A 24,680-nucleotide genomic window follows, 5' to 3' on the forward strand; every position below is an offset into this window, starting at 1 on the left:
TTGCGATTTCCCTTCTCGGATGCCGCCAGAATGCCCGGTACCCGCCCTTAATGCTTAAAGTGATTGGCTTCGGGATTTTAGGACCCCATATGTAGTTTTATCGTTCGCACGTTGGCACGGGCGCGAACGGCTGGGAGATCAGAAAGCTCTTGCCCTACCGAGGGTGGAGTTTATGTTTAACCAGCCCAATATTCCCTATCAAAATGCTTTATTGCGGCGACTTTCCCCTGGCGATCTGGCATCAATCGAACCCAACATGGAACGGGTAGCGCTGCCGATGCGGACCCAGCTTGAGTCGACGAAGTCCGTTATCGAACACGTGTATTTCCTGGAAGACGGCATCGCGTCGGTCGTCGCCAAACTACCTAAGGGCCGGGATACCGAGGTCGGCCTGATCGGCATGGAAGGCATGACTGGAGCCTTAGTGGCCCTAGGCGGCGATCGCACCGCGCATGACACTTATATGCAGCTGGCGGGAAGCGGCTTGCGAATTCCAGCCCCGGCACTGTCGTCTGCTCTGTCTGAGAGCACTACGCTGAAGGCTCTTCTGCTTCTCTATGTCNATTCCAGCCCCGGCACTGTCGTCTGCTCTGTCTGAGAGCACTACGCTGAAGGCTCTTCTGCTTCTCTATGTCCAAACCCTCTATATTCAGACCAGCTACACCGCCCTGGTAAACGCACGGTCGAAGTTGGACGAACGGTTGGCTCGCTGGCTTCTGATGTGCCACGATCGCGTCCGCGGTGACCGGCTTGCGATCACCCACGAGTTCATGTCCGTCATGCTCGGTGTGCGGCGACCGGGTGTCACGGTTGCCATCCAGGAGCTTGAGGGCAGGGGCCTGATCCGAGCCACGCGGGGCGAGATCGTCATCAGGGACCGTGATGGTTTGTTCCAGTTGGCCGATGGCACCTACAGCGAGCCGGAGCGGGAATATAGGCGGTTGCTGGGGAAAATCGAGAAGCCGCTATGATCGGGGGCTTCCGCGAAAGTCACGGTAGCGACGCGCGCCACCGTTGTCGGCAATTCAAACGACGCATCGCGCATTAGCGTTCCCCACGCCTAGCCCCTTTCGCCATCGAAGCGATTGGAAGGTTGAAGTTCGCTGCCGGCGTAGAAAAGAGAGACCCGGAAGACCGTGCCTGCCGCGCTTGCGATGCCGCAATGCGTTAGGTGGCCCGGAGCAAATCCTCGTGCGCTGCTCGCGAGCAACACTACGAAGGAACGTGACAGGCTCTGCGATCGTTGAAGACTTTTGATCGAGTCATTTATCATGGCCATCGACCTCGATACGAAAAATGGCATACGATCCCGACAGCAGAATCCTCTCGGTGTGGTTCGTTGTCAGCGACAAGCGGTACGAGTTTGACAACGTGCCGCCGGAGACCTTCGCCGCGTTCAAAGCCGCCTTTGCGAAATTATTTCAACGAGCACATCCGGAATCACTTCCGGTACCGTCAGGTTGCGGCGGCAAGGATGCGGGATGACGGCAAGCTGTTAATACATTCCAACTGCCGGTTGGTGGACGCAGCGCAGCCGGCGCGCGAAGGATATTCTTACGATCCCCGCCCGCCCTGTGCAAACGACTGATAGTCCGCCGTGCCGAAAGGTGCGGCGGGCTTTCTTGTTGTCTGGGGGAACACGATCTGGCGACAATCGTTCGGGCACCAACAAAAGCGCCGTACCGTCAGATCGAGGACAAAAGAATGCAGGAAAGGCATGGCTTAACCGATAAAGAAAAACACGACCGACGGGAGCGCACCACGGATGCTGCGCGGCATTAACAGACATTGAGCGGGTCGCACGAGATGCAAAGACGGCTCGGCTGCGGGAGCAACGACTTAAAGCTGAGACTGCCCTTCCTGCTGCATCGGCACCGAAACCGAAGAGGAATTGGAAGACCAAGAAGTCGTAGTAAGGCAGGCTGCGCCTGGCGCCCTCGAATCAGCCGCGGTCCTCTCCGCAGGCCGCGCGGTTCGATCGAATCGCCGGCCGATGCGCAAAGGTCGAGCGCGGAATAGCTCTGCGGTTTGATGGTGCGGGATTTTAGCGGTTGATCACTTGCTCAGCGTATCGTCTGCGGCAATGCGATCCAACAGCTTACGGGATGCCAGTATTAGGCGGCGGGTATCGTTTACCGTCTGGCGTAGATCATCGATTCTGCTCGCGCGCGACTCTCATTCAATCGAGTGGCTTCTATTTCAAAATTGTCCCATGTGGATGCTCCTAAGCGTCCCGAGGCTTCAGCCGGGCCTTCAGCAGCCGAGCTTCCCGAAGTAATGATGCTCGATCGGTGCCGATCAACTCGATCAGCTCGCGCGCTTGAGCTTCAGTTATTCCGGCTTCCTTGGCGAGGAACTGCGCCTGGAAATCCGTCATTCGNGATCAGCTCGCGCGCTTGAGCTTCAGTTATTCCGGCTTCCTTGGCGAGGAACTGCGCCTGGAAATCCGTCATTCGGTCGCGGTCGGACTTTTCTTCCTCGCCCATGGTTAGCCTTTTCAGCCCTTGGATTGAACCGGAACGCCGGCGGGAGGGTTTTGTTGCCATGAATGGCTCCACTTTCCAGGCATTTTTGGCTTTCTTTGGAACACATGCTGGAGATGAAAGTTCGGGAAGTGCAGCAATCTTGTTCCCTCCCAAAGATGGGCTGCAGATCGGAGATGCACTGATCGGCCCGCGTCCTATCCTCGTGGGGCGCGGGCTTTATTGTTCGCACGGAACACCAGGCGCATGCGTTTCGCCGGCATGAAGGCAACTGCTCAGCGAAATGGCCGCTTTTGCAGATCCAGGCTTTGGGTCACGCTCTACGGTTGTTCTGGTTCCCAATGCCTCGCCGTCGCACTGCCTGTCTTTCAACGGTTCATTGTTGTCATTTCCCGGGCAGCATGGAACCGACGGGCAGAAAGCGTCTGGCGCTATTTTCAAGACTCTCCGCGCCGATCGGCGTAATGTGTTCTCATCGGCGATAGACAACGGGCATCGCTGGCTGTGAGCGACCGCGCTTCCGCCCCAATGGGAGGAAAGGCATATGGTCAGCCTTAAGACTGCAAAGAGTGGCATTGCCTTTCCTAGTGACCTGACTTTGTTGAAGCAGGTCTTTGATCGTGTTCGCGTTGAGGAAGGTATTCCCGTCGGTAGCGAGCAGGCGGAGCGCCTGAGCGTGATCGCAATGGAACTTTTCTCAGATGGCGAATTTGACGAGGCAGTTCTTTACGAACGCCTTCGACTCTATGCCCGATTGTAGCGCGGAAAGAAAAGCGTTGACCTCCCACCATCAGGAAGTCCTGACGAGCCTTGTCGCTCGGTATGAAATCCTCGTGTCGATCCAGGACAGGATCGTTGAGCACGACCGGCGGTTCGGTCTGGCTTCCGAAGTGGACGAAGGCCTTCTAGAGCGCCTGTCCGTCTCGCTTGGCAAGGCCCGCATCGCTTTGATCCGCGACGTCGGCTAAAAGGTCCGGTCTTCCGTTCGCTGCACAGCTACAAGCGGCTGGTGCTCCGGCGCCGCAAGGTTCAACCGCGACGTCGAGTTTCATCTTCGTTGGATGTCGGCGAGACGGCATTTACCTCAAGCGGTTCGATCACCAGGGACAGGCGAAGCCTCAGAACCTTTCTGCCACTCTCGTCCCTGATATCCATGATGAGTTGCTGCCCATCGGGACCTTTGAGTTCGTCCTTTGCCAGCTCAGTCAATCCTTCGACGGCTGCATTGCGCGCTGCCTCAATCCCCTCGCATTCCAGACCCGTGTTGTCTTCCACGAGATGCTGGTGATCGCCGCTATCAAAGAAATATCTCGGCATATCGGCTTCCGTCATCAGAATGCCACGTCGGGGTCCTTCAGGTGCAGGTAAGTCGGATCGAATTCCCCTGCCTGAACCAAACCCGGCCAATCGAGAGCACGCAACTTGCTACCTGACGTGGCGATCAGCCCGTCACCTCGTAGCGCCTGAAGCGTGCGGTTCACGTGAACCGCGGACAGACCCACCGCATCACCAAATGCTGCCTGGGTGATCGGTAGATCCGCGACGTGGTCCTCAATGCGTCCTGCAAACCGCAACCGCACAATGAGTTCGCATAATAGGTGGGCCGTGCGAGCGTAGGCGTCCCGTCTCCCGACGTTGGTGACCCATTCCCGGTAGATCGCAGCGTCAATCAGGGTCGATCGCCAGAATGCGGTTGCAACACGCGGGCGCTGTTCGCAAATTCGACGAAGTGCGCTGTGCGGGATTGAGCCCAATCTGCCGGGCGTCATGCTCGAGAAGCTGCAATCCATGACTGAGAGATGGATGCCGTGCAGATCCGGGAGATCGCCTGCGACAAAGAAGCTGGTGATCTGCCGCTTTCCCGCACCTGTATGCTTGTATGAACATACCACGCCGTCCAAGACGACAAATGAGTTGGTTGGTCGATCGCCTTCTAAGACGATATCCCTGTTAGGCGGAACATCCTTCTCCTGAATCGTGAGGCCTCCTAAGGCTGCGGCGTCATCATCGCTGATATCAGCGACGCGAAGCAGCTTGCGGATGAGCACGTCCGAGGACAAAGCTGGACACAAGGACTTGGTTACCTCCATGGGCGTTACCGGCCGAACTTGCATTCGCCTCAGATGTTCCACGCTGCTGATGCGGATAAGAGGTGGACACGCCCGGGATGAAGCTGCGGCATCTGCGCGGCGATCACAGCCACATATGGCACCCCTCGCTGCTGAGTTTCAGCGACGAATGGCCGGTCTATTGGTCTACCGGAACCGGCCTATGCTCCGGCTCTGCATGATGAAGCACCTGACCGAGATCGCGCATGTCGAAATCCTGCCCGCATATAGGGCAGTGTTCGAAATGCTCCGCCTCGGGCTTGATTGGCCGGTCGTGATCCTTGCCCGTGTAGCCCGTGCCTTCGTTGTTGGTCCGATATCTCACTTCCGCTCCCGCAATACCCTCGCGGCTTCTATCAGGCCTTCACGATCGTCGCCGTTGGCCTTGATGAGCTCGCGGACCTGCTCGATCGTGACGCCATTCTCGCGGGCGAAATGTTCCGCTTCGTAATCTTCGTCGGCTGACACGCGATTGCGAATCGCATGAGAGCCTGGCTCCATGCCTCCTGGGCGCGATCTGTTTTCGCCCGTTTAACAAATGAGCATGCACTCTGATCCGGACAGGCTTATGAAATTGGTCGCCGTGGTGTCAGCGCAGGTCGGCTGCCCAGCGAGGAGGAGCACATGAGAAAGCCTTTAGCACTCATTGTTGAGGACGAGCCGATGATCGTCGTTGACATCGAGGCGTACCTTAAACAGGCTGGCTTTGCGGTAGCCTCAGAGCCAAGTTGCGTTCGTGCAAGACAAATTTTGGCCCTTGTTGAGCCGGACGTCGTTATCCTGGACGTGCTCTTGCAGGACGGCGTCAGCTCTTCGGTTGCTGAAGAACTCGTGGCCCGCAACATCCCCTTTGTAGTTTATAGTGCCACGGACATCGAGGGCCGAGGTGAGGCCTTCAAGGCCGGGACTTTTGTCGAGAAACCTGCCGACGATTCCGTGCTCGTAGCTTTGGCGAGTTCGATGGCTAGGGCATCCACGGCTGGCGAACACGCTTCCATCTGCTAAAGTCTATGCAAGTCGGTACAATGTGAGATCGCCAGCCACGCACAATGGGCGCTGACGCTTGGGAGCGAGCATCGCACTCCTGCCCCAAACGTAAGGCATTGTCTGATGGCAGAAGAAGCAGGGCGGGTCCGCCCGACAGATGACTATGTGCGCTCACTTGCGCAGCAGTCAGGTGCAACTGAGCAGCAGATACGGGACATTGCATCGCTGATCGGGCTTGATCGTGCCTCGATCCTGAGAGAAGCGCGTCTCTTGCGCCGTGATCTAGGGCAGAAGCTTTAAGAGCTCTCGCTGCGGCCGATTGTCAGCACCTAGAACAGCCGGGCGGCGCGGATCATTGTGCGCGCGATCGCGAGCTGCGTCTTGACCTTGCTAGGTGCTGTGACCACGGGCATCTCAAGTCGTGGGATTCACGCACGATCCGCTAAGTACGCCGAAGGCGCGACGGACTTTTGGGTGTGGCGTTTTCTCAGATGTAGATATAAGGGGTCGAACTCGGCAAACTCAGCCAGTCTGGTCGGATCGGGTATCGTCATTGTTGCCAGCGAGTGGCCCCGTTACCGTTATGGCTGTCTGAAGGACGGCAGCGACTCTTCGCTAGACTTTCTCCCCACAGTGAGCATTGGTTCTGTGTTGACGCGTAGCCGAGCGTATGCAGCAGCGGAAGACGCGCTGCGGTCGCCACCTAAGCGGAAGATTCCTAAGCTCTTCGACACAGCCGCCGCACTTCTCGACTGGCTGGGCTTGATCGTTTTTGCGATCTTGCGCGCGCTGGTCGCCTCGAGCAAGCAAATGGACGTAGTCGGCTTCGTCCTGCTCGGCGCGGTGACGGGCATCGACGGTGGCACGCTGCGCGACCTTCTTCTGGGCTTGAGCCCCGTTTTCTGGGTGCGGGAGCCCGCCGTTCTTCTCGCATGCGTCATCGTATCATGCGCAGTGTTTTTCACCGCTCACATCCCGCAGAGTCGCTACCGCTTGCTCCTGTGGCTCGATGCCGGTTTGGCGCTCTTCGCTGTCACGGGTGCGGAGCGCGCTTTGCTTGCAGGCTCAGGCGCGGTGGTGGCGGTGGCAATGGAGTGCTTTCCCGTGAAGTCTATGTCACGGCAGCCCTTGCTAGGGCGATCGTCTTTGTTGTGCTCACGAGTATCGGCTTAAGTCGCGAGGTCGTGCTCGGGGCAGGTCTCATTGCCGGGCTGCTCGTGCGCGGCATGGCGTTGCATAAGGGATGGTCGCTGCCACGCTATCGCGGAGTGGCGGGGGCGAATGCCCGATGAGATCGACCGCCTGGATCGAAGTGCATAACGCCCCCGAGACCTGCTAGTCCGCCCCGGCGCTATGCCAACATCTCCCGCCGCCGTGGTTGATAGGAGCCCGGCTTGAAGTGATCAACCCTTAAGAATTTCAAGGGTGGTCTCCCGGGTTTCAGTCGCGCAGAGGCTGCCATCAGCGGCAAGTCGTCTGCGACTTTTTTTGTCGCCAATCTTGTCCGGTCTGGACAGTATATGACGCGACGCTAATTTAATGCCAATGGCACGTTTTCTGTTGAGCCTCGTTTCAATTTTATTTTGCAGCACGCTTCTCCAAGCGCAAGCGTGGCAGCTTTTCGGCGTCAGGCAGTTTGGCTTCATATTCGATGTTCCCCCTGGCTTTGTCCTGACGCAGCGTTCGGACCAGGGCGCGGAAATTTCGGGGCGAAAACGATGCCCTTCTTACCGTGTGGGGCGCAAGGCTCGGCAAGCACAGTTTTCGCGCCGAGATCGAGCACCGCATGGTCGAGGATGAAAAGGAGGGCTGGAAACTGACCTATAGGCGCGTCACGCCGAGATGGGCCAGCTACTCGGGTATCAAGAACGAACAGATCCGATATGTCCGCGCCATTGCGGTCTGCAACGACCGTGCCGCGCTCTTTGTCATAAATTACAGCAGCGATGAAAAAATCCCGTACGATCCGATTGTGGTGCGAATGGTGCGATCCCTGAGGGCGGAAGGTTGCTGAGAACCGTTAAACAGTCCATCCATCTCAAACCCGTCATGGCGCTTCCGCCGTTGCTTCGAAGACTGATCGTCAACCGGCATCATTCGAGCCCGTCCGGCTCATAGCCCCCCGGAGCATTGACGAATATGTAAAATCCCCCAATCGTAATAGATTGTTCGTTGGGGATTCGCATGAACCGATTTCTCTTTGCGGTTGCCGACTTTTTGTCCCGGCCGCCTGGCTTCTATTTGATGATCGCCGCGATGGTTGCTTGCACCGCGGTGGTTCCTTTCGGGCTTACAAACGTAGTCACCTATGCGCTTTCAGTAGCTGCGATTGTGATTACCGGTGTCGTCCTGATCCAGGGTTATCGCGATACCGCTGCTATTCATGCAAAGCTTGATGAGATCATCGTTGCACTGCAGGAAACGAGGAACAATGTCGTCGGGCTAGAGCACGCCGAGCCCGAGGAGATCCAGGCCCATTTGGCGCGGCTTGAAATGGAAGCGGCGGAGGCCGATCGAAAAGCAGAGGAAGACGGGCCTCTGCCCGCCTGAGCGCCCGGCGGCCTAGCCCGACTGGGGCACGGTATCGCCAGCGGGGAGGGCAGAAGCGGAAAGCCGCCTATTCGAGGGAACTTTTGCTCCTCATGCCGAGTTGGCGATTTCTCAACGGAGAAAGAGCCATGTCTAAGAAAAACCGTCTTGATAAAGACCCGGCCGAAGGCAGCCGCTCGGTAGTCGATCGAGAACTCAAACGCTCATCCGCTAAGCCGGGCCCGGAGGCGGACGCCAAGGGCCAGTCAGAGAAAAACCACAAAGGTGGAACCAGCGACGGCGTCTCTAGCGCCAATCCTCGCGTCATATCCGGGAATGATGATGGCGACGCCACCTTCCCGTATAAGCGTAAGAAGTAGAACGCCGCACTGTGCGACGCAGAGAAGGCGCCAGTGCGGTGCTCAGCATCGCACATCTGAGGCAGAGCGCTACTAAGGGCGGCGAGGATGGCGGAGTGGCGCTCGGCGCTCACGCCGTAGCTCATTACCTGACGTTCGTCCGACCGAGAGTGTCGTCCCGCCTCCTGCGGCCTGTTAGACCTGCCAGACCCAGTAGGCCGATAAGGCCTAACCAACCCCAGTCGAAGTCGTCGCGAGCATCATCGGCTGCGGCAGGCGGTGTAGGTGTTGGCGTCTCTTGCGAAAGGGCAGGTGCTGCTGTTGCAGTCAAGCCGGTAGCCAGCATAAGCGCTAATAGAGATTTGGTGAGCATCGCAGTCTCCCGTTGTTCGAGGTGTGATCTAACAGGCGGACACGACCTTTGTTCCCGCGAGTGCTCAAACGGTGACCGGAGCAACCAAAATCAGGCGCGATCATGGGGCGCTGAGCATCCCGCCCGATCAGGATGCTTCCTCCACTTCCGCGACTTGTGGCGTCACGGGTGCAGAATTAATGACGTAGGTGTTCGAGGTCAGGTCGCTAGTGGATCGGATGATGATGCCGTCGTCTCTTAATCGGGCAAACGTCGCCCTTGCGATACGCATTGGCTTGCCTTCGGCATCTGCGGCGGTGACTTTGTTCGACCACGGAACGTGAGTGATGGTGTCAACGCGCGTGAGAAAGCGCTTTTCCTTCTCGGTCAACTCAATCACGCCCGTTCCTCCATATCATTGGCAGCGTTTGGTTGGCCCGGTAACGCCGATGATGCGACTCCGTTCCAAGGACCCACGCTCCAAACCGGGGTGGGGAGAGCGGGTCCGCCGGGCTGGGCTATCCGCCGAAGCACCCTCTGGCCAGGCGAAGAAATTAACATTGCCCGCCAGCCCGATCTGCAGCGTGTCGTGGTCGCCGTCGACCCTTCGTAGGCATCCTCCCCGTTTTTCTGGGTCCAGCGAAGAACACGGACCTGCACATTGATCGGTCGGCGCGCATCGTTCCAGATTCGGATCGTGGAGGCTGCCGTCGGCGCGCGTCGCCGGCCGCTTCTTCATGGCCTCTGGCGGCGGGCCGGCGTGCCCCCGGACGCGCTTCAACAGCCGATCCTTCATGTCGCGGCCCAGGGTGATGAAGCCGGTACCGAGATATTTCCCGGTGCCTGGCTCAGCCAGCAGCGCGAATGCCGCCTTACCCGGCTCACGCTCGCCGAGCAGTTCGAATTCGTGACCGTCCAGCTCTTGGTCTTCAGCCAGCTCGTCGTCGGGCCAATGGCAGCTTGCGATGGCGCGTGCGATGATGCGTGAGCTAGGCCGTCTAGCGATGAAATTCGCGCCGAGGTCTGGCAACCGGTGCGGTGCAAAGCCCTACGCCGACCCGCCCTTCAGCCTCTTGACGTGGTCCAGAACAGTTGCAGGGTCATATGGTTTTGCGAGGTGAGGCCCTTGTTCGCACAGGTCACCGGCTGCCAGGCCGCTTGGCTAACAAAAGAGTCCGGCGAGCGGCAGATGGTCTCTACAAGCGCTTTCTCCTCGCGGTCCCAGACCTCGATCCGGAAATTGTCCTCCCCTGTTTTTGCCATAGCTTCGCCGGCCAGCACGAATGGCGCATCGCCCTCAGTTCTTCCTGGTGAGATTCAACCAACGAATAAGGAATATCTTCCTCTCCCGTCAAGACAGTGCTTGACATTTTTGTTGCGATTTCGTTCACATCCAAGAGCACGATAACGGATGAGCGACGAACTGATCCGCCTTCCCTGGGCAATGGAGCCAGTCACGCGCCCTGGCATTCAGCACCATAGGTGCGAGCATCCCCGCTGCGCCAAGAATGCGGGATGGGGCGTTTGCCAAGCCGCGCCAGCCATCGCACTAATTCTGTTTCGAGCACCGAGCCGAAGGGGAGCGTTCCCTCTGACTAGAGCTCGTAGCCGGCTGGTAAGACCCTAGTCGGAGGGGAACAACATCTTGGCCTCCCTGGCCGCAGCCTCAAAAGCCTTCCGTACTATCTGCGGATCAATCGGATCACCCTCCAGAGCAGACAGGCAAAGCGTCATCGCCTTATTCCACCTAGGACCGCGTTTTGCCCATTTGACGAGCTGCTCGGCGGCTCCTTGGACGTGATCGACGCCATGGCGTAAGTCTGGTCGATCGGTCCTCACATAGACCGGAGAAGAGAACCTGTGCATCGCTTGCTCGCGACCGTCGAAGGAATGAAAAGAATCCGCGGCCGAGCCGGCGGAATTGAGGACCTAGAGTAGCCAGAGTGAACTGGCATCAAGAAACAACGAAATTAGCCCCGCCAACGACAGTGGCAGGGCTTCTCAATTAAATTCGGTTGGTGTTCAGGGCGCGGTTACGCTCGATTTCATCGGCAGTATAGTCCTCGGCGTCGGCGTCAAACCCGGTCCAACCGCCCGCTTCATAGTCCCTGCGGCGTTCGGCTAAGTCGACCGATCTGGATTGATTGAGGATTTGCTCGGCGCTCGGCACAAGCTCGTCCGCAACTTTGGCCGTAACCAAAGTCCCGCCACGTCGGACGCCCTCTGCGTAAACATGCGCATCGCTTTCGGGCACGCCGGAATCCGTGAGAGCTCCGATGATCCCTCCGGTAGCACCGCCGACCGCAGCGCCAGCAAGTGCGCCCGCGGCTGTGGCAGCAAGCCATCCCGCCGCGACCACCGGTCCGACGCCTGGAATGGCCATGATGCCCAGCCCTGTCAGCAATCCGCCGGTGCCACCTACCACTGCTCCGATTCCCGCGCCACTGGCGGCATCCTCACCGGCCTCGGAGCGATCGTCATCGTACCAATCGCTAGAATTGCTTGCCACGATGCTGATATCGGCAGCCGGGACTCCCGTTGCTTCCAATTCACCGACGGCTTCGGAGGCGTCGTCGTAGTTGTCGAACAGTCCAGTTACTGTTTTCATCGGGGTCTCTCCCTTGAAATGTTTAATTGCTGCCGGCAATGACGTTGCCTTGGAAGTCGAGCGCCACTGCGGTGTCTTTCCCGTCCTTGCTCGCCTGACCGCGCCAGATGCCCTGGTCATCCTTGGTGAGCTTGGATACGTTCGAATAACCTGCATCAAGGATGCGACTCTTGGCCTGGTCCTCGGTAAAGCTGTTGGCGCCGGGGATAGGAGCGGCGGCGTTGGGCGTGTCCGTCGTTTTAGCAGCCGGCGTTGTTGAACTCGTTGCCGAGGAAGGGTCGGTGCCGATTGTTGTGGCGATCTTTTCGATCATTTCCCTGTGCATTTTGAGCGTCGGCAGTGTCTCGTGGGCGAACGCCTTAAGCGGAGCGTTGTCGCCGTCTTTCGCATATTCCTCGAACAAGGAAACCGCGTCGGCATGAGCGCTACGTTGCGTCTCGACGTAGGCCTGATCGAGCGGTGCGTTGCCGTCCTGAAGTTTCTGCAAATCGGTCCGATGGGGAGCGTCCAGATCGGCGGGGATCTGCAGCTTCTGCTCGCCTGCAATCGACTCTAGCTTGGCGTTAGCCGCACCGTGGTCGTCGATCATCTTTTGTGCGAAGTCTTTGACGTTTTGGGCGCTTACCTTGCCTTGGGCGACCTTGCTTGAGTCCACCTCGAACATCCCGCCGACAGCGGCCTTGGTGACGAAATCCTGCGCTTTTTCCGCCGTGAAGGCGGGCGTTGCGAATCCAATAGCAGTAGCGGTGGCCAAGCAGGCCACCAAGTAACTCGTCTTCATGAATCTGTCCTCGTTAAGCACGGCTGTGCGATCGCGGACTAACTACGGCGCACGGGCTTTGTTCCGACGGAAAAGCGATAATCTGTGCAATGAGTGTCACAGCCGCACCATCCCTGTATCTGTCCGCCTACCCCGAAGTCTGAATTCGACGGAGCAGACCCTGCTAGGGCTTCTCTTCCTTGAAATCTTGCAAGGAGGCGTGGCGCAAGTCCTCCTCGCCTCGCAGGTGCTTCACGCGGCCGATCAGCCCCGGCTTGACCCATTGTGTCGCCGGGGCCGCTTCATGCCCTTTGGCGGCTGTCCTGGGGCTTCCTGAACCCATTTCCAGAGCCGCTCCCGCATTTTCCGGTTCAAGGTCATGAATGCGCTGCCAACATAGCGGCCTGTGCCTCGCTCGGCCATCAGAGCAAACGCCGGCTTGCCACTCTCGCGTTCATCGCCCCTGTTCGGCCGCGCACGCCCAAAGTCCCGCGCGATTTTGAGCTGTACTGCCGGCGACCAGCACCCTAGCGGCGGTATCTAACGATGTGATCGCGATGGCGGTTCGCAAATGTGTCTCCCACGCGGTCGCCATCTGCAAGCGTCTGCTATCCTACCCTGTTGCCGACAAGCAGACTTACAGCTTGCGGCCCCTAACAGGACGTTGATTGTCTTCGCGCTGAGCGTCAGCAGTTGGCGCTATCGCGACCTTTCTCAGGAAGGCTGCACACCGACGCGATCTTCCTTTCGCCTTGCGCAAACCTCCCTTCCGAGTGAGGCGTTCAGTGCGTCGGCTTGGTGGACTGAGGCACTTCTGAGTGGGACAACAACATCGAAAAACATTGGAAAAGATTTGAATACTCTGAAGTCCCACTGATCTCTAACCAATTGATTGTTATGGCTTTCTGAACACCCTCCGGGCCCACCATCATTGTTATTTATCAATGGTTTATGGACAGGTTCGCCATGCGGTTCGCCAACAGGTTCGCCAAGCAGCGGCTTGCGCGTTACCAGCCGGACGACTCGGTCCATGCCCTGCACAGCCAAGCGCACCTGCGACGCTTCCCGGGAATAGAGCTCGGCATGGTCGATGTCGTCGTGGCCGAGAACATCCATCATCTGCCTGGTGGATGCTTCGGCTTCGGCGAGATAGACCCCGAGTGACTTCCTCAGACCGTGCAGCGTAAGGCCCTTCGGCAATCCGGCGAGGGCGCACCAGTGTGCCATGGCACCGGTCAGGGATTTCGCCGAGAAAGGCTGGCCATATCCGGTGACCAGGACGGTTTCGCCGCGCCGGTCCGCGGCGTCGAGGATCTCGGCGAGCATGGGAGTTACCGGAACGAAAAGCCGCTTGCCGCCGGTCCTTCCCTTGTTCTTGGCCTGAACAATATCAAATCCGTCGAATTGACGCTCGACACCATCGATCAGGACGCGGTGGGTTACGCGCTGGTCCCATCGCAAGCCTGCGACATCGCCTCGACGATTGCCAAGCCAAAGAGCAAGGCCGTAGCACGTGCGTGCGGAAGTGCCGACTGGCCAGCGCCTTTCAAATTGTTCCATTGCTTCGCGAGGCCACGCCTTCCAGCCGGTATAGGCAGGCCGCCATTCAACCGAGGCGGTAGGGTCTGTCTCGATCCAATCCTGGCGCAGCCCGACATAGACAAGTTTGCGAATTGCGACCAACAGGTGCTTCGCCTTGTGAGGCGTGGCAATGAAACGGCCCAGAAGTTCTTCGACATGCGCACGCCTGAGATTCTTGACTGGCACGTCGCGCCAGGTAAGCGAATGGTCAGGCACTACCCGCAGGTCCAGGAACTCATCGATTAGACGAGTGTTTTTTCGCCTTGTCGCTTCGTCGTGGGCCAGCCATTTGACCGATACTTTTAGCCTCTGGGTGGCCGCGCCGAACGTGCCGGGCAGGGCAGCGCCCGGCATCCTGACGACGGGCGCCTTTGGGGCCTTTCGGCCTTCGACGGCAGCTTGATAAGCCGCCTTGAATCCAGGCTGATCAGGTGCAGGCAGACTGACCACGCGCTCCCTGGTTCGATAGCGCCAGCGAACCTTGCCATGGCGATCGGTATAGGAGGAGAGGCCAGGATATTTATCCTTCATCGCAAACGAATCTATTCCTTTCTATGATTCCCCTGCAACAGGAAGTCGACGATATTCTCTTCATCGTCGCCAGGCAGGTCGGCAAACGCCGCCTCAAGTTTGATACGATCCCAGATCACTCGACCGTCCACCTTCTTTGGTTTCGGCATGCGACGGTCCGAAACCATTTGGTCGAACTTGGTGATCCCGACGCCGACGTATCGCGCAGCTTCCTCGCGTGACAGGCCTCGTGGAGGATAAGAGAGCGGGTCGCTTCTCACGGCTTCACCTCCGGTCCCGGTTGAGAAATCAGAATTTCCGTAAACCGGCGTCATCCCGGGGGGAAGAGGTGTGATTGGGCTGTGCGGCAAACTGCGGTCGCGGCCTGTAGATAGGATGCATCGGCTCATCAGATTGGTGCGGTTGATGATGGAAGCGCTCGAGCGCTGCCACCTTCCCCACACCCATCGAACTACCGGTTCAGGCTTCGCTGTTGCGGCTGAGCGAAGAGAGCGCTTACATGCGCCCGAAACGGAAGCGGGTCGTAGTCCAACGATCTGTTCGGTCACATCAGGCCGGACGTGGCGATTGGCAGGATCTGACAAGGCTTTTGTCCGATTTCGCGACCCAATCGCAGTCGCAAGGCTTCCTCAGATCGGATGTGCTCCGGTATGTTCTGTGAGCGGAATGCCCGCAACCACTCAACTTTGGGCCCCACTCGAAGACCTGCCTGGCCTCATGGAACACCACTTCACCCGCCAAGAGCTGTATGACCGAGTTTGGTCCAAGCCGATGTCGCACATTGTCTCAGAGCTTGGGACGACGACGGCAATATTGGGTACCCTGTTGCGTCGTGCGGACATACCCACTCCGCCTGCTGGCCATTGGATGCGAAAGGACTTCGGGAAACCTGTCGTTCAGCAGCCATTGCCGCCGGCGCCAGCCNTTCAGACGTGTGCTCTTCCGATCTGAGGCGCAGCGCGCCGGCCCAGGCTGAAAGAAGGGACGGCAACACCAAAAGCGGATCCGGCTCCAAAGCCCGACATCCGGGCACAACCGCTCGAAGTGCCCGTGCCGGCGCCGATCAAGCCGCGTCCGACACAGCCGACGACGATAACGCGCGACGAGCTATATAGCTCGGTCTGGACAACGCCGATGATTCGACTGGCGGAGCAGTTTGGCATCAGCGGCAATGGTCTCGCCAAGATTTGCGATCGGGAGAACATCCCGTATCCGCCGCGCGGCTATTGGGCGAAGCTGGCCGTGGGCAGGGCGCCGGCACAGCCTCCGTTGCCGGAATCTGGTAGTTCCCATGCGATCACCATTCGGCCGACACCGTTGCCGCCACCGCCAATTGACCTGCCGCCGGAGGTGCAACAGCAGGTAGACAAGGCTCGCGCCAGCGAGCCTGCTATAGCGGTGAGCGAGCGTCTTCTGCGACCTCATGCGGTTATCGCGGGGTGGCTCGCCGAGCACGAGGAGAAGAAGCAGCGAGCGCGCAGGGAGCGAGATCCGTGGACGCGCAGTCTGTACGATCCGGGCGAGTTCACACAAAGCGATCGCCGGAAGCACCGGATTCTGGACGCTCTGTTCAAGGCCGTCGAACGTCACGGCGGCAGGATTAAACAGGGAGACCGGCGCGAACTATTTGCGGAGGTTTTGGGAGAAAAAGTCGAGTTCCAGGTTCGTGAGAAGCAAAAGCAGGAACGTCGACCGCTAACGGCCGATGAGAAGCGATGGCGCTCGCCCGACGACAATCACTGGAAGCAGGAGTTGGTTGCAACCGGACGTCTCGTCTTCGAGATCAAGACGTGGCAGTGGCCTGGCGGTTTACGGCGCCAATGGGTCGAGAGCGACAAACAGGCAATGCAAGATATGTTGCCTGACATCCTCACCACCTTCGTGGCTGCTGGGCCGTTGCTGGTTCAACAGCGAAAGGATCGAGAAGCCGTCGAGCGCGAGCGTCAGCTTGCGGAGCAACGCCGATATGAAGAGCAGCGACGGCGCAAACGCGACGCGAACCGCTGGCGCCGCTTCAAGGAGATGGCACAAGACTGGCACGAGCTTGCCACCGTACGCGATTTCCTCGTGGCGCTTCGCTCAATGAATGTCGACCCGTCTGCCGAAATTGACGGGCGGAGCATTGAAGAATGGATAGCGTGGGCTGAGGATTGGCTTACACGCGCTGATCCCACAACCGAGGGCGTTGACGGTATCTTCAGACGGATCGCAGAGATCAACGATTGGACCTATCACGATTGACAAGAACCCGTTGCAGGCGGGCCAAATTGGCGTTGCCAAAGCGGTATACGACTAGCTCCGGAGCGCCATGCTGAGTCTGGACGGTGCGGATGGTGCTCTCACACTGGCGCCACCTTTCAATGCCTCATTAAGGGCGTCATCGCTACTAAGCCTTGCCGTCTGTTTCGCTTTCCTCATCAATGGTACGCACCGGCAAATAGGCGTTTGTCTCATGCCACTCGCGCAACACGATCTGGATAAGATCCGATCGGCTGATCCTCATCTCGGCAGCTATGGCATTGAGTGCATCCTCGGTCGCCGGCTCCAGAGACACTCCGGCGATATTCCTGAGCATCAATGCCGCACGACGGAGGATGATCTGCAAGTCCGGCCGCGATACGTCCGCAATGCGATCCGCGGCGCTCTCGAGCTCTTCAGCAAAGGATGTTCGGGTCATTGTCGCGAGGCGAGCCGTTCCCTGCGCTTTTCTGCTTTTTCCAGCTCAATAGCGATGTAGGCAGTAGCGCGTTCGGTCGCCAGCTTCGTGTTCTTGCGGTGCCGCTCAAACTCATCCGGCGGGTAGTACACCTGGGGAGAGCCGCGGAGACTGTAGCAGCCGTCGACAGCGGTTCCATTCCTTTGCACCGGCGCAGGGCCTCTGAGCCAACCGCACTCTCGCGAGCGCCAGAGCAAATGCAATAAGCGAATGTCGCATCTGGTCAGGATTGCGGAAACCGTATGTAAGCGCAAGCGCGCTTCGTTTGGGCTGCCTTAATGACTTCGACAATGGAAAGAGGCCGTCGTGTTTGGGGCCGGGATTTCCAGACCCCGGGTACCAGACGGCATCAGGTCTGCCGCGCCTCAGCCGTAGCGGCCCGCGATGCCCGTAATGCGTGATTGCCGAAGACGCTGATAACAAGGTGCCCATCCACTATCAGGCGATACCAGTGTCTGCGAATATATGACAACAATCTGGCGAAGGAACTCTGTCGTGCAGACTACTGCAGAGGCTTATTTCGTGTTCACCAGTTTCATGTGGGAACGAATCAGGCTTCTGATCTCCGAGTAGCTCTTTCCGTCCATTTTCATGTGGAGATGGATACCTTTGTGGCAGTTGGGACAAAGCAGCGCGAGATCCGAAGCTTTGACGGTATGCTTGGAGGTGTAGCTCGAGATGGGCACCTTGTGATGCGCTTCGATGTATCCCATTCCATACCGGACAGCGAAGTCGACATCGCAGATTTCGCAGACGAAAGTACCCGCACTTTTGAGGAGAGCGACCACACCTTTACTTCTCTCCGCAAGAAGATGGACAGCGTACCGCCTGCCGCCTTCTTCAAAGACCACTTCGTCGTCGAGAGTAGAGGTATGATGGGTACCGGAAATGTATCTATGGAGAACGACGTTGGTATCCTCGATTTCGGCGACCGAGAACTCCCCTTCGAAAACCCAGCCCGGCCCACTCTCTGTAAAAAGAAGGACCGGGTACATATGCTGTGGCTGGGCGATCAGGACACTGTTTGCGGTCTCGGCATAGGAGATTCTGGAGTTCCTGGCTTTGAAGGAATATCGATAGATGTCCCTTGTCTGGTCTACCCATCCGTCCTCTTCGTACGAGCCCGGTCGCGTCTTGATCACCACCCCATGGACGCGAGGTGGCGCACCAATCCAGTTGATGCCCTGCTGCGGCGTATTCCCGATCGAAAAGTCGGACCCGCCCCAGTATGGAGATGCCACAACCTTTGAAAACTGGATCAGATCGTAGAGATTCCTTTTGGTGATCGTCTCCCCTCGAGGCAGAGTAAGGAGATCCTGCGGTTTCCTGAGGTCCATAGAGCATGTCTCCTGTCATCACGGCAGGGAGCAGCAGGCCGGCTTACTCTTCGGGCTGAAAAGTGGGCAATGCCTTGATCGCTGTCCTGTTTGAATGTTCTCCAAGCCTTTTCTGCAGAATCCTGATGGAATTTCGCAGTTCGGGAGGTTCGTCGGACAATCGCGCGCTTTGGTCTGTCTGCCACAGTGACATCTCCTCCGGATCGTCCATGCCGAATGCGATACTGAGTCCTGATCGCTCTGCGGCATCGAGATCGAGCGCCGCGAAAGCCGCGCCCGGCTCGACCTCGATGCCGAAGAGCCAGGCAATGCGCGTTGCTGCCGCGCCCGTGGAAGGCGCTATGAGGAGAAATGTCGATTTATCGGGCTTGCGGCCAATAAGGAGGGTATCTCCCGCCGTTGCCTTCCGGGTTACGGAATTGTCGTAGTAGTAGAGCCGGTACTCCGTCCGCGTCGGATGACGCGCCCTCGCATCATACCACGTCAGCATTCCCCTTTCAGACACGAGCTGCCCGGCGTTGGACATCCAGTAGAAATCGGTATCCAGACGCTGCGGCTGTTCGCGGCCGAACAGCTCGATCAGAGGTCTGGAGCCGTTAAACTCATGCTGGTTGGATCTTACGGCATCGACCTCGACCGGGCTCAGCCGCTTAAAGACGATCCCGCTGAAAAGGTCCGAAAGCACGCCTGTGCCGGTTGCCAAAAGATTTCTCCTAACGCGCCAGTTCGGGCACTCCATCAGGAATTGCCGGAAGCGACGCAAGTTTCACTTTATCCCAGCATTCTTCTTTTTTTGCCCATTCGGATACCTGGGCTCCGCGGGCCGTCTGAAGGAGTACCTCGTTCATTCTCGAAGCGAGTTCCGAAATGAAGCTCGACAGCTGCGGAGAAACTGACTGGCGCTGCCATATCGATTCCAGGGAAAGCCTGCTGCGGCATTTCTCCGCAAGATAGGCCACGGTGTACGCGGCTATGTTTGCCTGGGCCTGGCTGAAGCCACCATTTCGAACCACTTTCTGGGCTGCTTTGAACAGGATCGCCTGTGCAATCAGCTTCTTGTACCCCGCCACATCCAGAGACCCGGCTGCGGTGGTTTCGGGCTCGGCCATAAACCTTTCGAAATTTTTCTGGCTGCCGAGCGAAACGATATGCGGCCTGCTGGACCAGGCCTGGATGTACTTGGCAAGATCTGTCTTGGTAATCTTTCTTGCTGGCGGCACTGCATCCCTGATCTGTCGTAGCCTCGCCGGAGTCGTTCCCTCCCTGGCAAGCATGACGTTGTAGCTGCCGGCTGCCCGTTCATAGAACCAGCGGCCAACGCCATCCGGACAGTAGGTCGACAGGGCAAGTTTCTCGAGTTCGACATGGAACGGCTTGTTGGCGGAGAGATCGGAAACCTTCACCGCGTTCTGGCTGTTGGCGTACCTGGAGATATCACCAATCAGGATTTCCTCGGCCTCGGGGTCGTGCCGGTGCAGGATTATCACCTTTGCCGGAACCCTGACCCGGGCAAGATCCGTTTCGGGGAACTTCCGCTTGGTGAAATAGATTGACGCGGTGGTCTGGCCGCCATTTACGATCTGCATTCCCTTGAGCCAGGCAAGGCCCGTCGAGCTGTCCCCCGCGCGTCCAAGGCCTGCTTCGTCAGCAATCAGGACGATACCATTGTTGTAGGCCATGAACCGCTCGGGAGTGTCCCGCAGCGTGTCCCGGATTCCCTTGTTCACCTTCCCGGTCTGGCTCAGGAACGACCTGACATTTGCCTCGAGAAGCCGGGCTCCATAGCGGTCGTAGAGCAAACGCAGGGCATTCGCCGGAATCGCCGTGAGCGCGTAGTCATATTCCTCGTTTTCACCAGGCACATAGACGCACGGCAGCGGGGAGCCGCAGATCTCCTCAAAACTGGCGACCAGTTCGTCACGCGGCTTTCCTTCCGACCAGTGCCGGTGCAGGCGTTCGATATCCATGACCTCCAGCCGCACCGACTTTCCGGCGACATCGCGCGGCTTGAACGTCCTGGTCTTGGCCTGGCGATCAGTCAGCACATAGACACGGACCTGCTCGAGATCGGCGTAGCAGTCCCGGATGGTCAGACTGAACTCGTAGGCATCATCGGAAGGATCTATCGCCTTCACCAGTCTGCCATCCGCGGAGCTGCCCAGAAATTTGAGACACTGCTCCGCTGCCTTGACTACCTCACTGTCCGATATGGGCTGAACGGTATCGGTCCCCGAATACAGCGTGACGAACAGGTCAACCTGGTCAGCCTCGTCCGACACGGCGTAACCATTGAGCTTGAGCGTCGCAGCACCGACCTTGCGTTCGATATGAAGGACACGGGGATCAAACGTCATGCCGCATTCGGCCATGTGCTGCATGACGACGTCGGTGAAGGCAGCTTCGGCCTTGAGATATCCGCCTTCCGTCATGCGATCACTGACGAGGGCATTTACCTCGTTCTGGGTCTGGATCAGAAATTCCTGAAGGGTCATGCGGAAAGCACTCCGTAACGGGTCAGAGCTTCGGGCAGTGAAATGACATTCGCATTCACCAGGTCAAGATCGACTTCATAGACCGCTGCCCTGATTGCCGGATCAGTTGAACTTCTCAGCAGGCACGGAAAACCGGCATCGATTTCGAAAACGCGGACGTCCACCAGATCGAACCGGCGGGAGTAAAGGCCTGCGGCCGAACCGTCATAACCGGCCAGGAGCAGCGCGCGGTCCATGGAAGCAGCGAGGTCCCGGGATGATGCGACCCGGGCTCTTAGAGCATCAGCCAGCTCGGGCAGCGTCTGGCCGGTCTGCTGCTGGCAGAGCCGGAGACCGGCAAGCAGAACCGGCCGGCCGGAAAGACCGTCCAGCTGTTCAAGCGAGCTGATCTGGGCCGGGAAGCCGTTGACCGATGTCGTCGACTTCACCTCGATCCCTATGGTGTCGCTCTGGAAATCCTGAAGTCCGCCCCGGGGGCCTGCCCATGAATGGACCATGATGTCGGGAACGGCCCCCGCATCAAGCGATTCACGAAGAAAGACCAGCTCGCCATACAGCCCGATCTCTTCTTCCGGCGAAAGCCGGTCTGGCCTAGGCCTGCGCATGAAATCCTGCCACGCCCTGATACGGGCAAGCATCAGCGCGAGTAGCCAGCTGTCCGACTTCGTGGAGGTAGCCGAAAGCGCAGCGACAATATCGGCCGACATCTGGACAAAAAGATCGCGGCCGGCTCCCGCCTGACGGATCAGGCAGACCCATAATCCGAAGCCCGGCGCCAGCGCCTCTCCTGCAGTCTCGACGCGGAACCCGCTGCCTTCGGGCAGCTCGGCTTTGGCAGGTGCGGTATCGACATTGAATCCCACAAGGAGCGTCTCGCCTCCTTCAGGAAAAGCAATCCCGCCCCTGAAGCGGGGCTGTGAATGGCCAAGTGCTACCGTCAGAAAGCCTTTCTCCGCTTTCTGGCCCGCGAGCGCACTCCATGCGGTCTCCAGTTCGCCCGTATCAGTCAGCACCACCATACTCCTGCATCCACGCGACGTTGTTCACCTTGTACTCGACCTTTGTTCCGGACTCGCTGGCGGGGAAACTGATGCCGAAGGCGACCACCGGCGGCAGCCCCGCTGGCACGTTCCTGCCTGCCTCTGCCGGGTCAAGGAGATAGATCAGAAGCAGGCCGCGTTCGGGATGGCCGCCTTGTCCGTCCATGCCCTCACCCCGGACCCGCCTGATAGCCGGCCCCGAGGGGTCGGAGGGACTCTCGACGGATCGGGAACGCGCAGGATCAGGCTTCCAGCCGCTCGTGGTGATCGCCATGGCCGCGTCCCATTCATCCTTATCCAGATCGAGCGCCTCGTCGCGCGGTGACAGCAGCCGGCCAATCGAATAGCGCCCCTCGACACCGTCGGACGACCGTCTCAGCATGGCCACGTCAAGACCTTCGGCAAGTGGATGGGACACGCCGCGCCCACCGCCGACGACAGCGACAGTCCAGCTGGTCAGCTCGTTAACGAGATTCATCTTCGTGATGAATTCGGCGAGCAGGACGCTGTTGACCTTGTATGCTTCCGGATGCGTCCTGTACGAATTCAGGAAGGCAATGACGTCGGTGGCGGCGACATTGTTCCAGAGCCGTCCCTGCCAGCGCTGGATGCCATCTCCCCGCCGCCGTTCGGGATTGTCCTCGCCTTCTCCTAGCCTGCGGACAAGATCCGTCGCAGCATCCAGATTGCGCTTCAGCACCGTTTCGTCTGTGAAGAGGGTGATCGTTTCCGAAACCTGCCCGCTGAACGAGAGCATGAAGCTTTTGGCCGATCTCATCTTCAGCCGCGACGTGACAAGCAGCACGGGATGTGACTGGACCTTCAGCCCGTATTCCCGGGGAGTGGCACCAGAAGCGGCCATGAGATCGAATTCCTCGCGAAGCTCCTCGGCGGCGTCTGCGATGTGTCCGAACCAGCCCGCCAGTTCACCAGTGGTGTAGAGCCGGCAAAGGTCAATGTAGCCGGGGCGGTATCCAAACCACCGGCCCATCTGCATGAGCGTGTCGTACATTTTCGACGTCCGGAGGAAATAGCTGACACACAGGCCCTCAAGGGTTAGCCCACGCGAAAGCTTGTCGCCGCCAATGGCGATCACCTTCAGCCCGGGGCCTGTCTGGTCTGCATAGTCAAGCGCATCCTTTGCCGTGCCGTTGATCATGCGGACGTCGATGTCGGCTATGATCAGCCGGATTGCCTCGAGCACATCCGGCCAGGCGGGAAGTACTGCATCTCCAGCGAGGGTCCCGAAACTCTCTGCTGAAGCCTGGCTTGTCGGGACGAAATCGGCCAACCACAGTTGCCCGAGACGCGCCTCGGCGTCTTCATGTCCGATCTGGCGGCCAAGGCGCTGACGCAGCGACAGGATGTACTCCTCGACCTTCTGGTGCACGATCTTCTGCACGGAGGTGAATCGTGTGACGTGCACCAGCATCGAGGAATGTGCATCACCCTGGCCGCGCAGCCGCCGCACCGCGCAGGCGATCAGGAAGGAGTCGATTGCCGCCTCCAGCGTTGCCGGGATGCCTGTCTCGCGGTCGCTGCGCGGCGCGTAACCGTTCCTGTGGGTGTGCGGCATCCATCCGTTTCTGCCATCCTCCGACATGTGATCGTCCACCTCCCGGTAAAGCGGCAGTCCAGGTGTGCGTCCTGCTGTCGACCGGAGCCCGAAGATCTGCGCAGGGCCGACATAACTCGATGGAGCAGCCAGATTCACGATGAAGGCAGAGGGGAAAAGGTCCGGACCCTCCTCTTTTGTTTCTCCCCGCTCGTGAATGAAGATGTTGGCAAAGGGCGTCGCAGTGTATCCGACATATGCGGACCGGCTGAAGGTGTGCACGATCTTGCGGGTAAGGCTGTTTATCGCGGTCGGCTGATGCTCGGGGTCCGGGTTGCCGTCCTCGTCAAAGATCTGCTCGCCTGTATCTACAGAGGCATGGTCAGCCTCGTCATCGATCAGCAGCAGGGGCAGTCGCTTGACGATCTTGCGCCCGTTCTCGTCCTGTGCGTCGGCAACATGATGGCGTACCCACCCGAGCAGACGCTCGAGCACGGTCTTGTTTTTCTTGACCACGAAAAGCCACGGCCGCTGCTCCGGCGTGATTCCGAGCGTGTTCGCACGGGCTGTGCTGAAATCACCGTTGTTGGTGCGGTTCGTGACGTAGTTGGGACGGATCGAGGGGTCCCGGTCCACGAGACCGACGCCAATCTCGCGGATATCGTCAGCGATCGGCCGGGTCTCATAGCCAAGGAACCCCTCGTCGAGACGCATCTGCGTCTGCGAGCGCAGATTGTTGTGGAGACCGGCCAGCACGATGATGATCTTGTAGCCCGCATCAGCTGCCTTGCAGATCAGACCGGTATAGTTTCCGGTCTTGCCCGACTGGACATGCCCCACGACCAGCCCCCGTCGATCCCATGCTCCATCACGCAGCGGATCCTCCAGCATTCCGAGGATCATGTCGGTGGAGCGATCAAGGCCATCGACCGCTGCAAGGGACATCCGTGCCTCGAGATACTCGCGATATCGCTGCCAGTATCGCCAGTCGCTCTTGCGCGAAGCTTCAAGCCACGGCCTGTGGCCCTCGTCGTTGCGTATGGTGGAGTCGGTTCCGACCCATACGCTGAAGCGTCTCACCAGCTCGGCGATCGCTGCATCCAGGTCGAATCCCTCACGCCAGGCTGGCTGGAACGCAAGCACCTGATCGATCTTTGCGCTGATCATCGCGGGGCTGATCGTGCCGGGATCCTCGCTGACCAGCAGCTCCTGGGCAAACTTGATGACACTCTGGTTACTCAA

General features: G+C 58.9%; 29 protein-coding genes. 11 read left to right on the top strand and 18 right to left on the bottom strand.

The features are described from left to right. Positions 1-701 precede the first annotated feature (701 nt). The 4 genes from X738_RS88890 to X738_RS77015 all read left to right on the top strand — a co-directional run bounded on the left by X738_RS88890 (position 702) and on the right by X738_RS77015 (position 3,451). The gene (locus tag X738_RS88890) at positions 702-971 is read left to right on the top strand and encodes a helix-turn-helix domain-containing protein (RefSeq protein ID WP_306454999.1); all 270 of its coding nucleotides are present in this window, start codon (positions 702-704) and stop codon (positions 969-971) included. Between the two features lie 325 nt (positions 972-1,296). Continuing rightward, positions 1,297-1,485, top strand: coding sequence for a KTSC domain-containing protein (locus tag X738_RS87845; protein WP_023803425.1), 189 nt, complete (start codon positions 1,297-1,299; stop codon positions 1,483-1,485). A gap of 1,542 nt (positions 1,486-3,027) precedes the next feature. Further along, entirely contained in the window at positions 3,028-3,243 is a 216-nt protein-coding gene (locus tag X738_RS77010; protein ID WP_023803428.1) for a hypothetical protein, read from the top strand. A 16-nt stretch (positions 3,244-3,259) separates the two neighbouring features. After that, entirely contained in the window at positions 3,260-3,451 is a 192-nt protein-coding gene (locus X738_RS77015; RefSeq protein WP_023803429.1) for a hypothetical protein, read from the top strand. A gap of 61 nt (positions 3,452-3,512) precedes the next feature. On the opposite strand, the gene X738_RS77020 is transcribed toward X738_RS77015, so the two are convergent. The 4 genes from X738_RS77020 to X738_RS77035 all read right to left on the bottom strand — a co-directional run bounded on the left by X738_RS77020 (position 3,513) and on the right by X738_RS77035 (position 5,059). After that, the gene (locus X738_RS77020; protein WP_023803430.1) at positions 3,513-3,815 is read right to left on the bottom strand and encodes a DUF6894 family protein; all 303 of its coding nucleotides are present in this window, start codon (positions 3,813-3,815) and stop codon (positions 3,513-3,515) included. Continuing rightward, positions 3,815-4,573, bottom strand: a complete 759-nt coding sequence (locus X738_RS77025) for a Crp/Fnr family transcriptional regulator (RefSeq protein WP_023803431.1) — start codon at positions 4,571-4,573, stop codon at positions 3,815-3,817. Before X738_RS77025 ends, X738_RS77020 begins: the two co-directional genes overlap by 1 nt. 157 nt (positions 4,574-4,730) lie before the next feature. Then, complete coding sequence (locus tag X738_RS77030; protein ID WP_023803432.1) at positions 4,731-4,916, bottom strand: hypothetical protein; 186 nt, start codon at positions 4,914-4,916, stop codon at positions 4,731-4,733. Then, entirely contained in the window at positions 4,913-5,059 is a 147-nt protein-coding gene (locus tag X738_RS77035; protein ID WP_306455000.1) for a DUF3606 domain-containing protein, read from the bottom strand. The genes X738_RS77030 and X738_RS77035 overlap by 4 nt, the downstream gene beginning before the upstream one ends. A 156-nt stretch (positions 5,060-5,215) precedes the next feature. On the opposite strand from X738_RS77035, the gene X738_RS81370 reads away from it, so the two are divergent. From X738_RS81370 to X738_RS77060, 5 genes are all read left to right on the top strand, one after another. Then, positions 5,216-5,596, top strand: a complete 381-nt coding sequence (locus X738_RS81370; RefSeq protein ID WP_023803434.1) for a response regulator — start codon at positions 5,216-5,218, stop codon at positions 5,594-5,596. Between the two features lie 456 nt (positions 5,597-6,052). Continuing rightward, positions 6,053-6,751 (top strand): trimeric intracellular cation channel family protein, encoded by a 699-nt coding sequence (locus tag X738_RS77045; RefSeq protein WP_306455001.1) that lies wholly within the window; start codon positions 6,053-6,055, stop codon positions 6,749-6,751. A gap of 613 nt (positions 6,752-7,364) precedes the next feature. Further along, positions 7,365-7,592 carry a hypothetical protein gene (locus tag X738_RS87850; RefSeq protein WP_245277847.1) on the top strand — a complete coding sequence of 76 codons (228 nt, stop codon included), beginning with the start codon at positions 7,365-7,367 and terminating at the stop codon, positions 7,590-7,592. A gap of 170 nt (positions 7,593-7,762) precedes the next feature. Beyond that, the gene (locus tag X738_RS77055) at positions 7,763-8,128 is read left to right on the top strand and encodes a low affinity iron permease family protein (RefSeq protein ID WP_023803437.1); all 366 of its coding nucleotides are present in this window, start codon (positions 7,763-7,765) and stop codon (positions 8,126-8,128) included. Between the two features lie 128 nt (positions 8,129-8,256). After that, on the top strand, positions 8,257-8,487 hold the full coding sequence (locus X738_RS77060) for a hypothetical protein (protein ID WP_023803438.1): 231 nt from the start codon (positions 8,257-8,259) through the stop codon (positions 8,485-8,487). Between the two features lie 124 nt (positions 8,488-8,611). On the opposite strand, the gene X738_RS89435 is transcribed toward X738_RS77060, so the two are convergent. Together X738_RS89435 and X738_RS77065 are read right to left on the bottom strand one after the other, a co-directional pair. Then, a complete protein-coding gene (locus X738_RS89435; protein ID WP_084833939.1) occupies positions 8,612-8,839 on the bottom strand; it encodes a WGxxGxxG family protein in 228 nt (75 codons plus the stop codon). 127 nt (positions 8,840-8,966) lie between these two features. Next, entirely contained in the window at positions 8,967-9,218 is a 252-nt protein-coding gene (locus tag X738_RS77065) for a hypothetical protein (protein ID WP_023803439.1), read from the bottom strand. A 261-nt stretch (positions 9,219-9,479) separates the two neighbouring features. Between X738_RS77065 and X738_RS77070 the strand changes: the two genes are divergently transcribed. Further along, positions 9,480-9,806, top strand: a complete 327-nt coding sequence (locus X738_RS77070; protein WP_023803440.1) for a hypothetical protein — start codon at positions 9,480-9,482, stop codon at positions 9,804-9,806. Positions 9,807-9,883: 77 nt separating this feature from the next. Here the strand turns inward: X738_RS77070 and X738_RS77075 are convergent, their stop codons facing one another. The 6 genes from X738_RS77075 to X738_RS83825 all read right to left on the bottom strand — a co-directional run bounded on the left by X738_RS77075 (position 9,884) and on the right by X738_RS83825 (position 14,612). Beyond that, positions 9,884-10,099 carry a hypothetical protein gene (locus X738_RS77075; RefSeq protein WP_023803441.1) on the bottom strand — a complete coding sequence of 72 codons (216 nt, stop codon included), beginning with the start codon at positions 10,097-10,099 and terminating at the stop codon, positions 9,884-9,886. 342 nt (positions 10,100-10,441) lie between these two features. Then, positions 10,442-10,684 (bottom strand): DUF982 domain-containing protein, encoded by a 243-nt coding sequence (locus X738_RS77080; RefSeq protein ID WP_023803442.1) that lies wholly within the window; start codon positions 10,682-10,684, stop codon positions 10,442-10,444. 139 nt (positions 10,685-10,823) lie between these two features. Then, the gene (locus X738_RS77085; RefSeq protein WP_023803443.1) at positions 10,824-11,426 is read right to left on the bottom strand and encodes a hypothetical protein; all 603 of its coding nucleotides are present in this window, start codon (positions 11,424-11,426) and stop codon (positions 10,824-10,826) included. A 22-nt stretch (positions 11,427-11,448) separates the two neighbouring features. Next, positions 11,449-12,207 (bottom strand): DUF4142 domain-containing protein, encoded by a 759-nt coding sequence (locus X738_RS77090; protein WP_023803444.1) that lies wholly within the window; start codon positions 12,205-12,207, stop codon positions 11,449-11,451. 693 nt (positions 12,208-12,900) lie between these two features. After that, the gene (locus X738_RS77095) at positions 12,901-14,298 is read right to left on the bottom strand and encodes a tyrosine-type recombinase/integrase (RefSeq protein WP_023803446.1); all 1,398 of its coding nucleotides are present in this window, start codon (positions 14,296-14,298) and stop codon (positions 12,901-12,903) included. A gap of 11 nt (positions 14,299-14,309) precedes the next feature. Continuing rightward, positions 14,310-14,612 (bottom strand): hypothetical protein, encoded by a 303-nt coding sequence (locus tag X738_RS83825; RefSeq protein ID WP_084833941.1) that lies wholly within the window; start codon positions 14,610-14,612, stop codon positions 14,310-14,312. Positions 14,613-15,432: 820 nt separating this feature from the next. On the opposite strand from X738_RS83825, the gene X738_RS0144330 reads away from it, so the two are divergent. Beyond that, positions 15,433-16,539, top strand: a complete 1,107-nt coding sequence (locus X738_RS0144330) for a hypothetical protein (RefSeq protein ID WP_023803448.1) — start codon at positions 15,433-15,435, stop codon at positions 16,537-16,539. A 145-nt stretch (positions 16,540-16,684) separates the two neighbouring features. On the opposite strand, the gene X738_RS77105 is transcribed toward X738_RS0144330, so the two are convergent. The 6 genes from X738_RS77105 to X738_RS77120 form a co-directional block, all read right to left on the bottom strand. Continuing rightward, positions 16,685-16,975, bottom strand: a complete 291-nt coding sequence (locus X738_RS77105; protein ID WP_023803449.1) for a ribbon-helix-helix protein, CopG family — start codon at positions 16,973-16,975, stop codon at positions 16,685-16,687. Between the two features lie 554 nt (positions 16,976-17,529). Next, the gene (locus tag X738_RS77110; protein ID WP_023803450.1) at positions 17,530-18,351 is read right to left on the bottom strand and encodes an HNH endonuclease; all 822 of its coding nucleotides are present in this window, start codon (positions 18,349-18,351) and stop codon (positions 17,530-17,532) included. Positions 18,352-18,394: 43 nt separating this feature from the next. Then, positions 18,395-19,054, bottom strand: coding sequence for a hypothetical protein (locus X738_RS86440; RefSeq protein WP_023803451.1), 660 nt, complete (start codon positions 19,052-19,054; stop codon positions 18,395-18,397). A gap of 10 nt (positions 19,055-19,064) precedes the next feature. Next, on the bottom strand, positions 19,065-20,843 hold the full coding sequence (locus tag X738_RS77115) for an AIPR family protein (protein ID WP_023803452.1): 1,779 nt from the start codon (positions 20,841-20,843) through the stop codon (positions 19,065-19,067). After that, positions 20,840-21,856 carry a PD-(D/E)XK motif protein gene (locus X738_RS0144340; RefSeq protein ID WP_198032931.1) on the bottom strand — a complete coding sequence of 339 codons (1,017 nt, stop codon included), beginning with the start codon at positions 21,854-21,856 and terminating at the stop codon, positions 20,840-20,842. Before X738_RS0144340 ends, X738_RS77115 begins: the two co-directional genes overlap by 4 nt. Further along, entirely contained in the window at positions 21,846-24,680 is a 2,835-nt protein-coding gene (locus X738_RS77120; RefSeq protein ID WP_023803454.1) for a Z1 domain-containing protein, read from the bottom strand. Before X738_RS77120 ends, X738_RS0144340 begins: the two co-directional genes overlap by 11 nt.

Origin of the sequence: Mesorhizobium sp. L48C026A00, assembly GCF_000502375.1 — a bacterium.
Lineage (GTDB): Bacteria > Pseudomonadota > Alphaproteobacteria > Rhizobiales > Rhizobiaceae > Mesorhizobium > Mesorhizobium muleiense.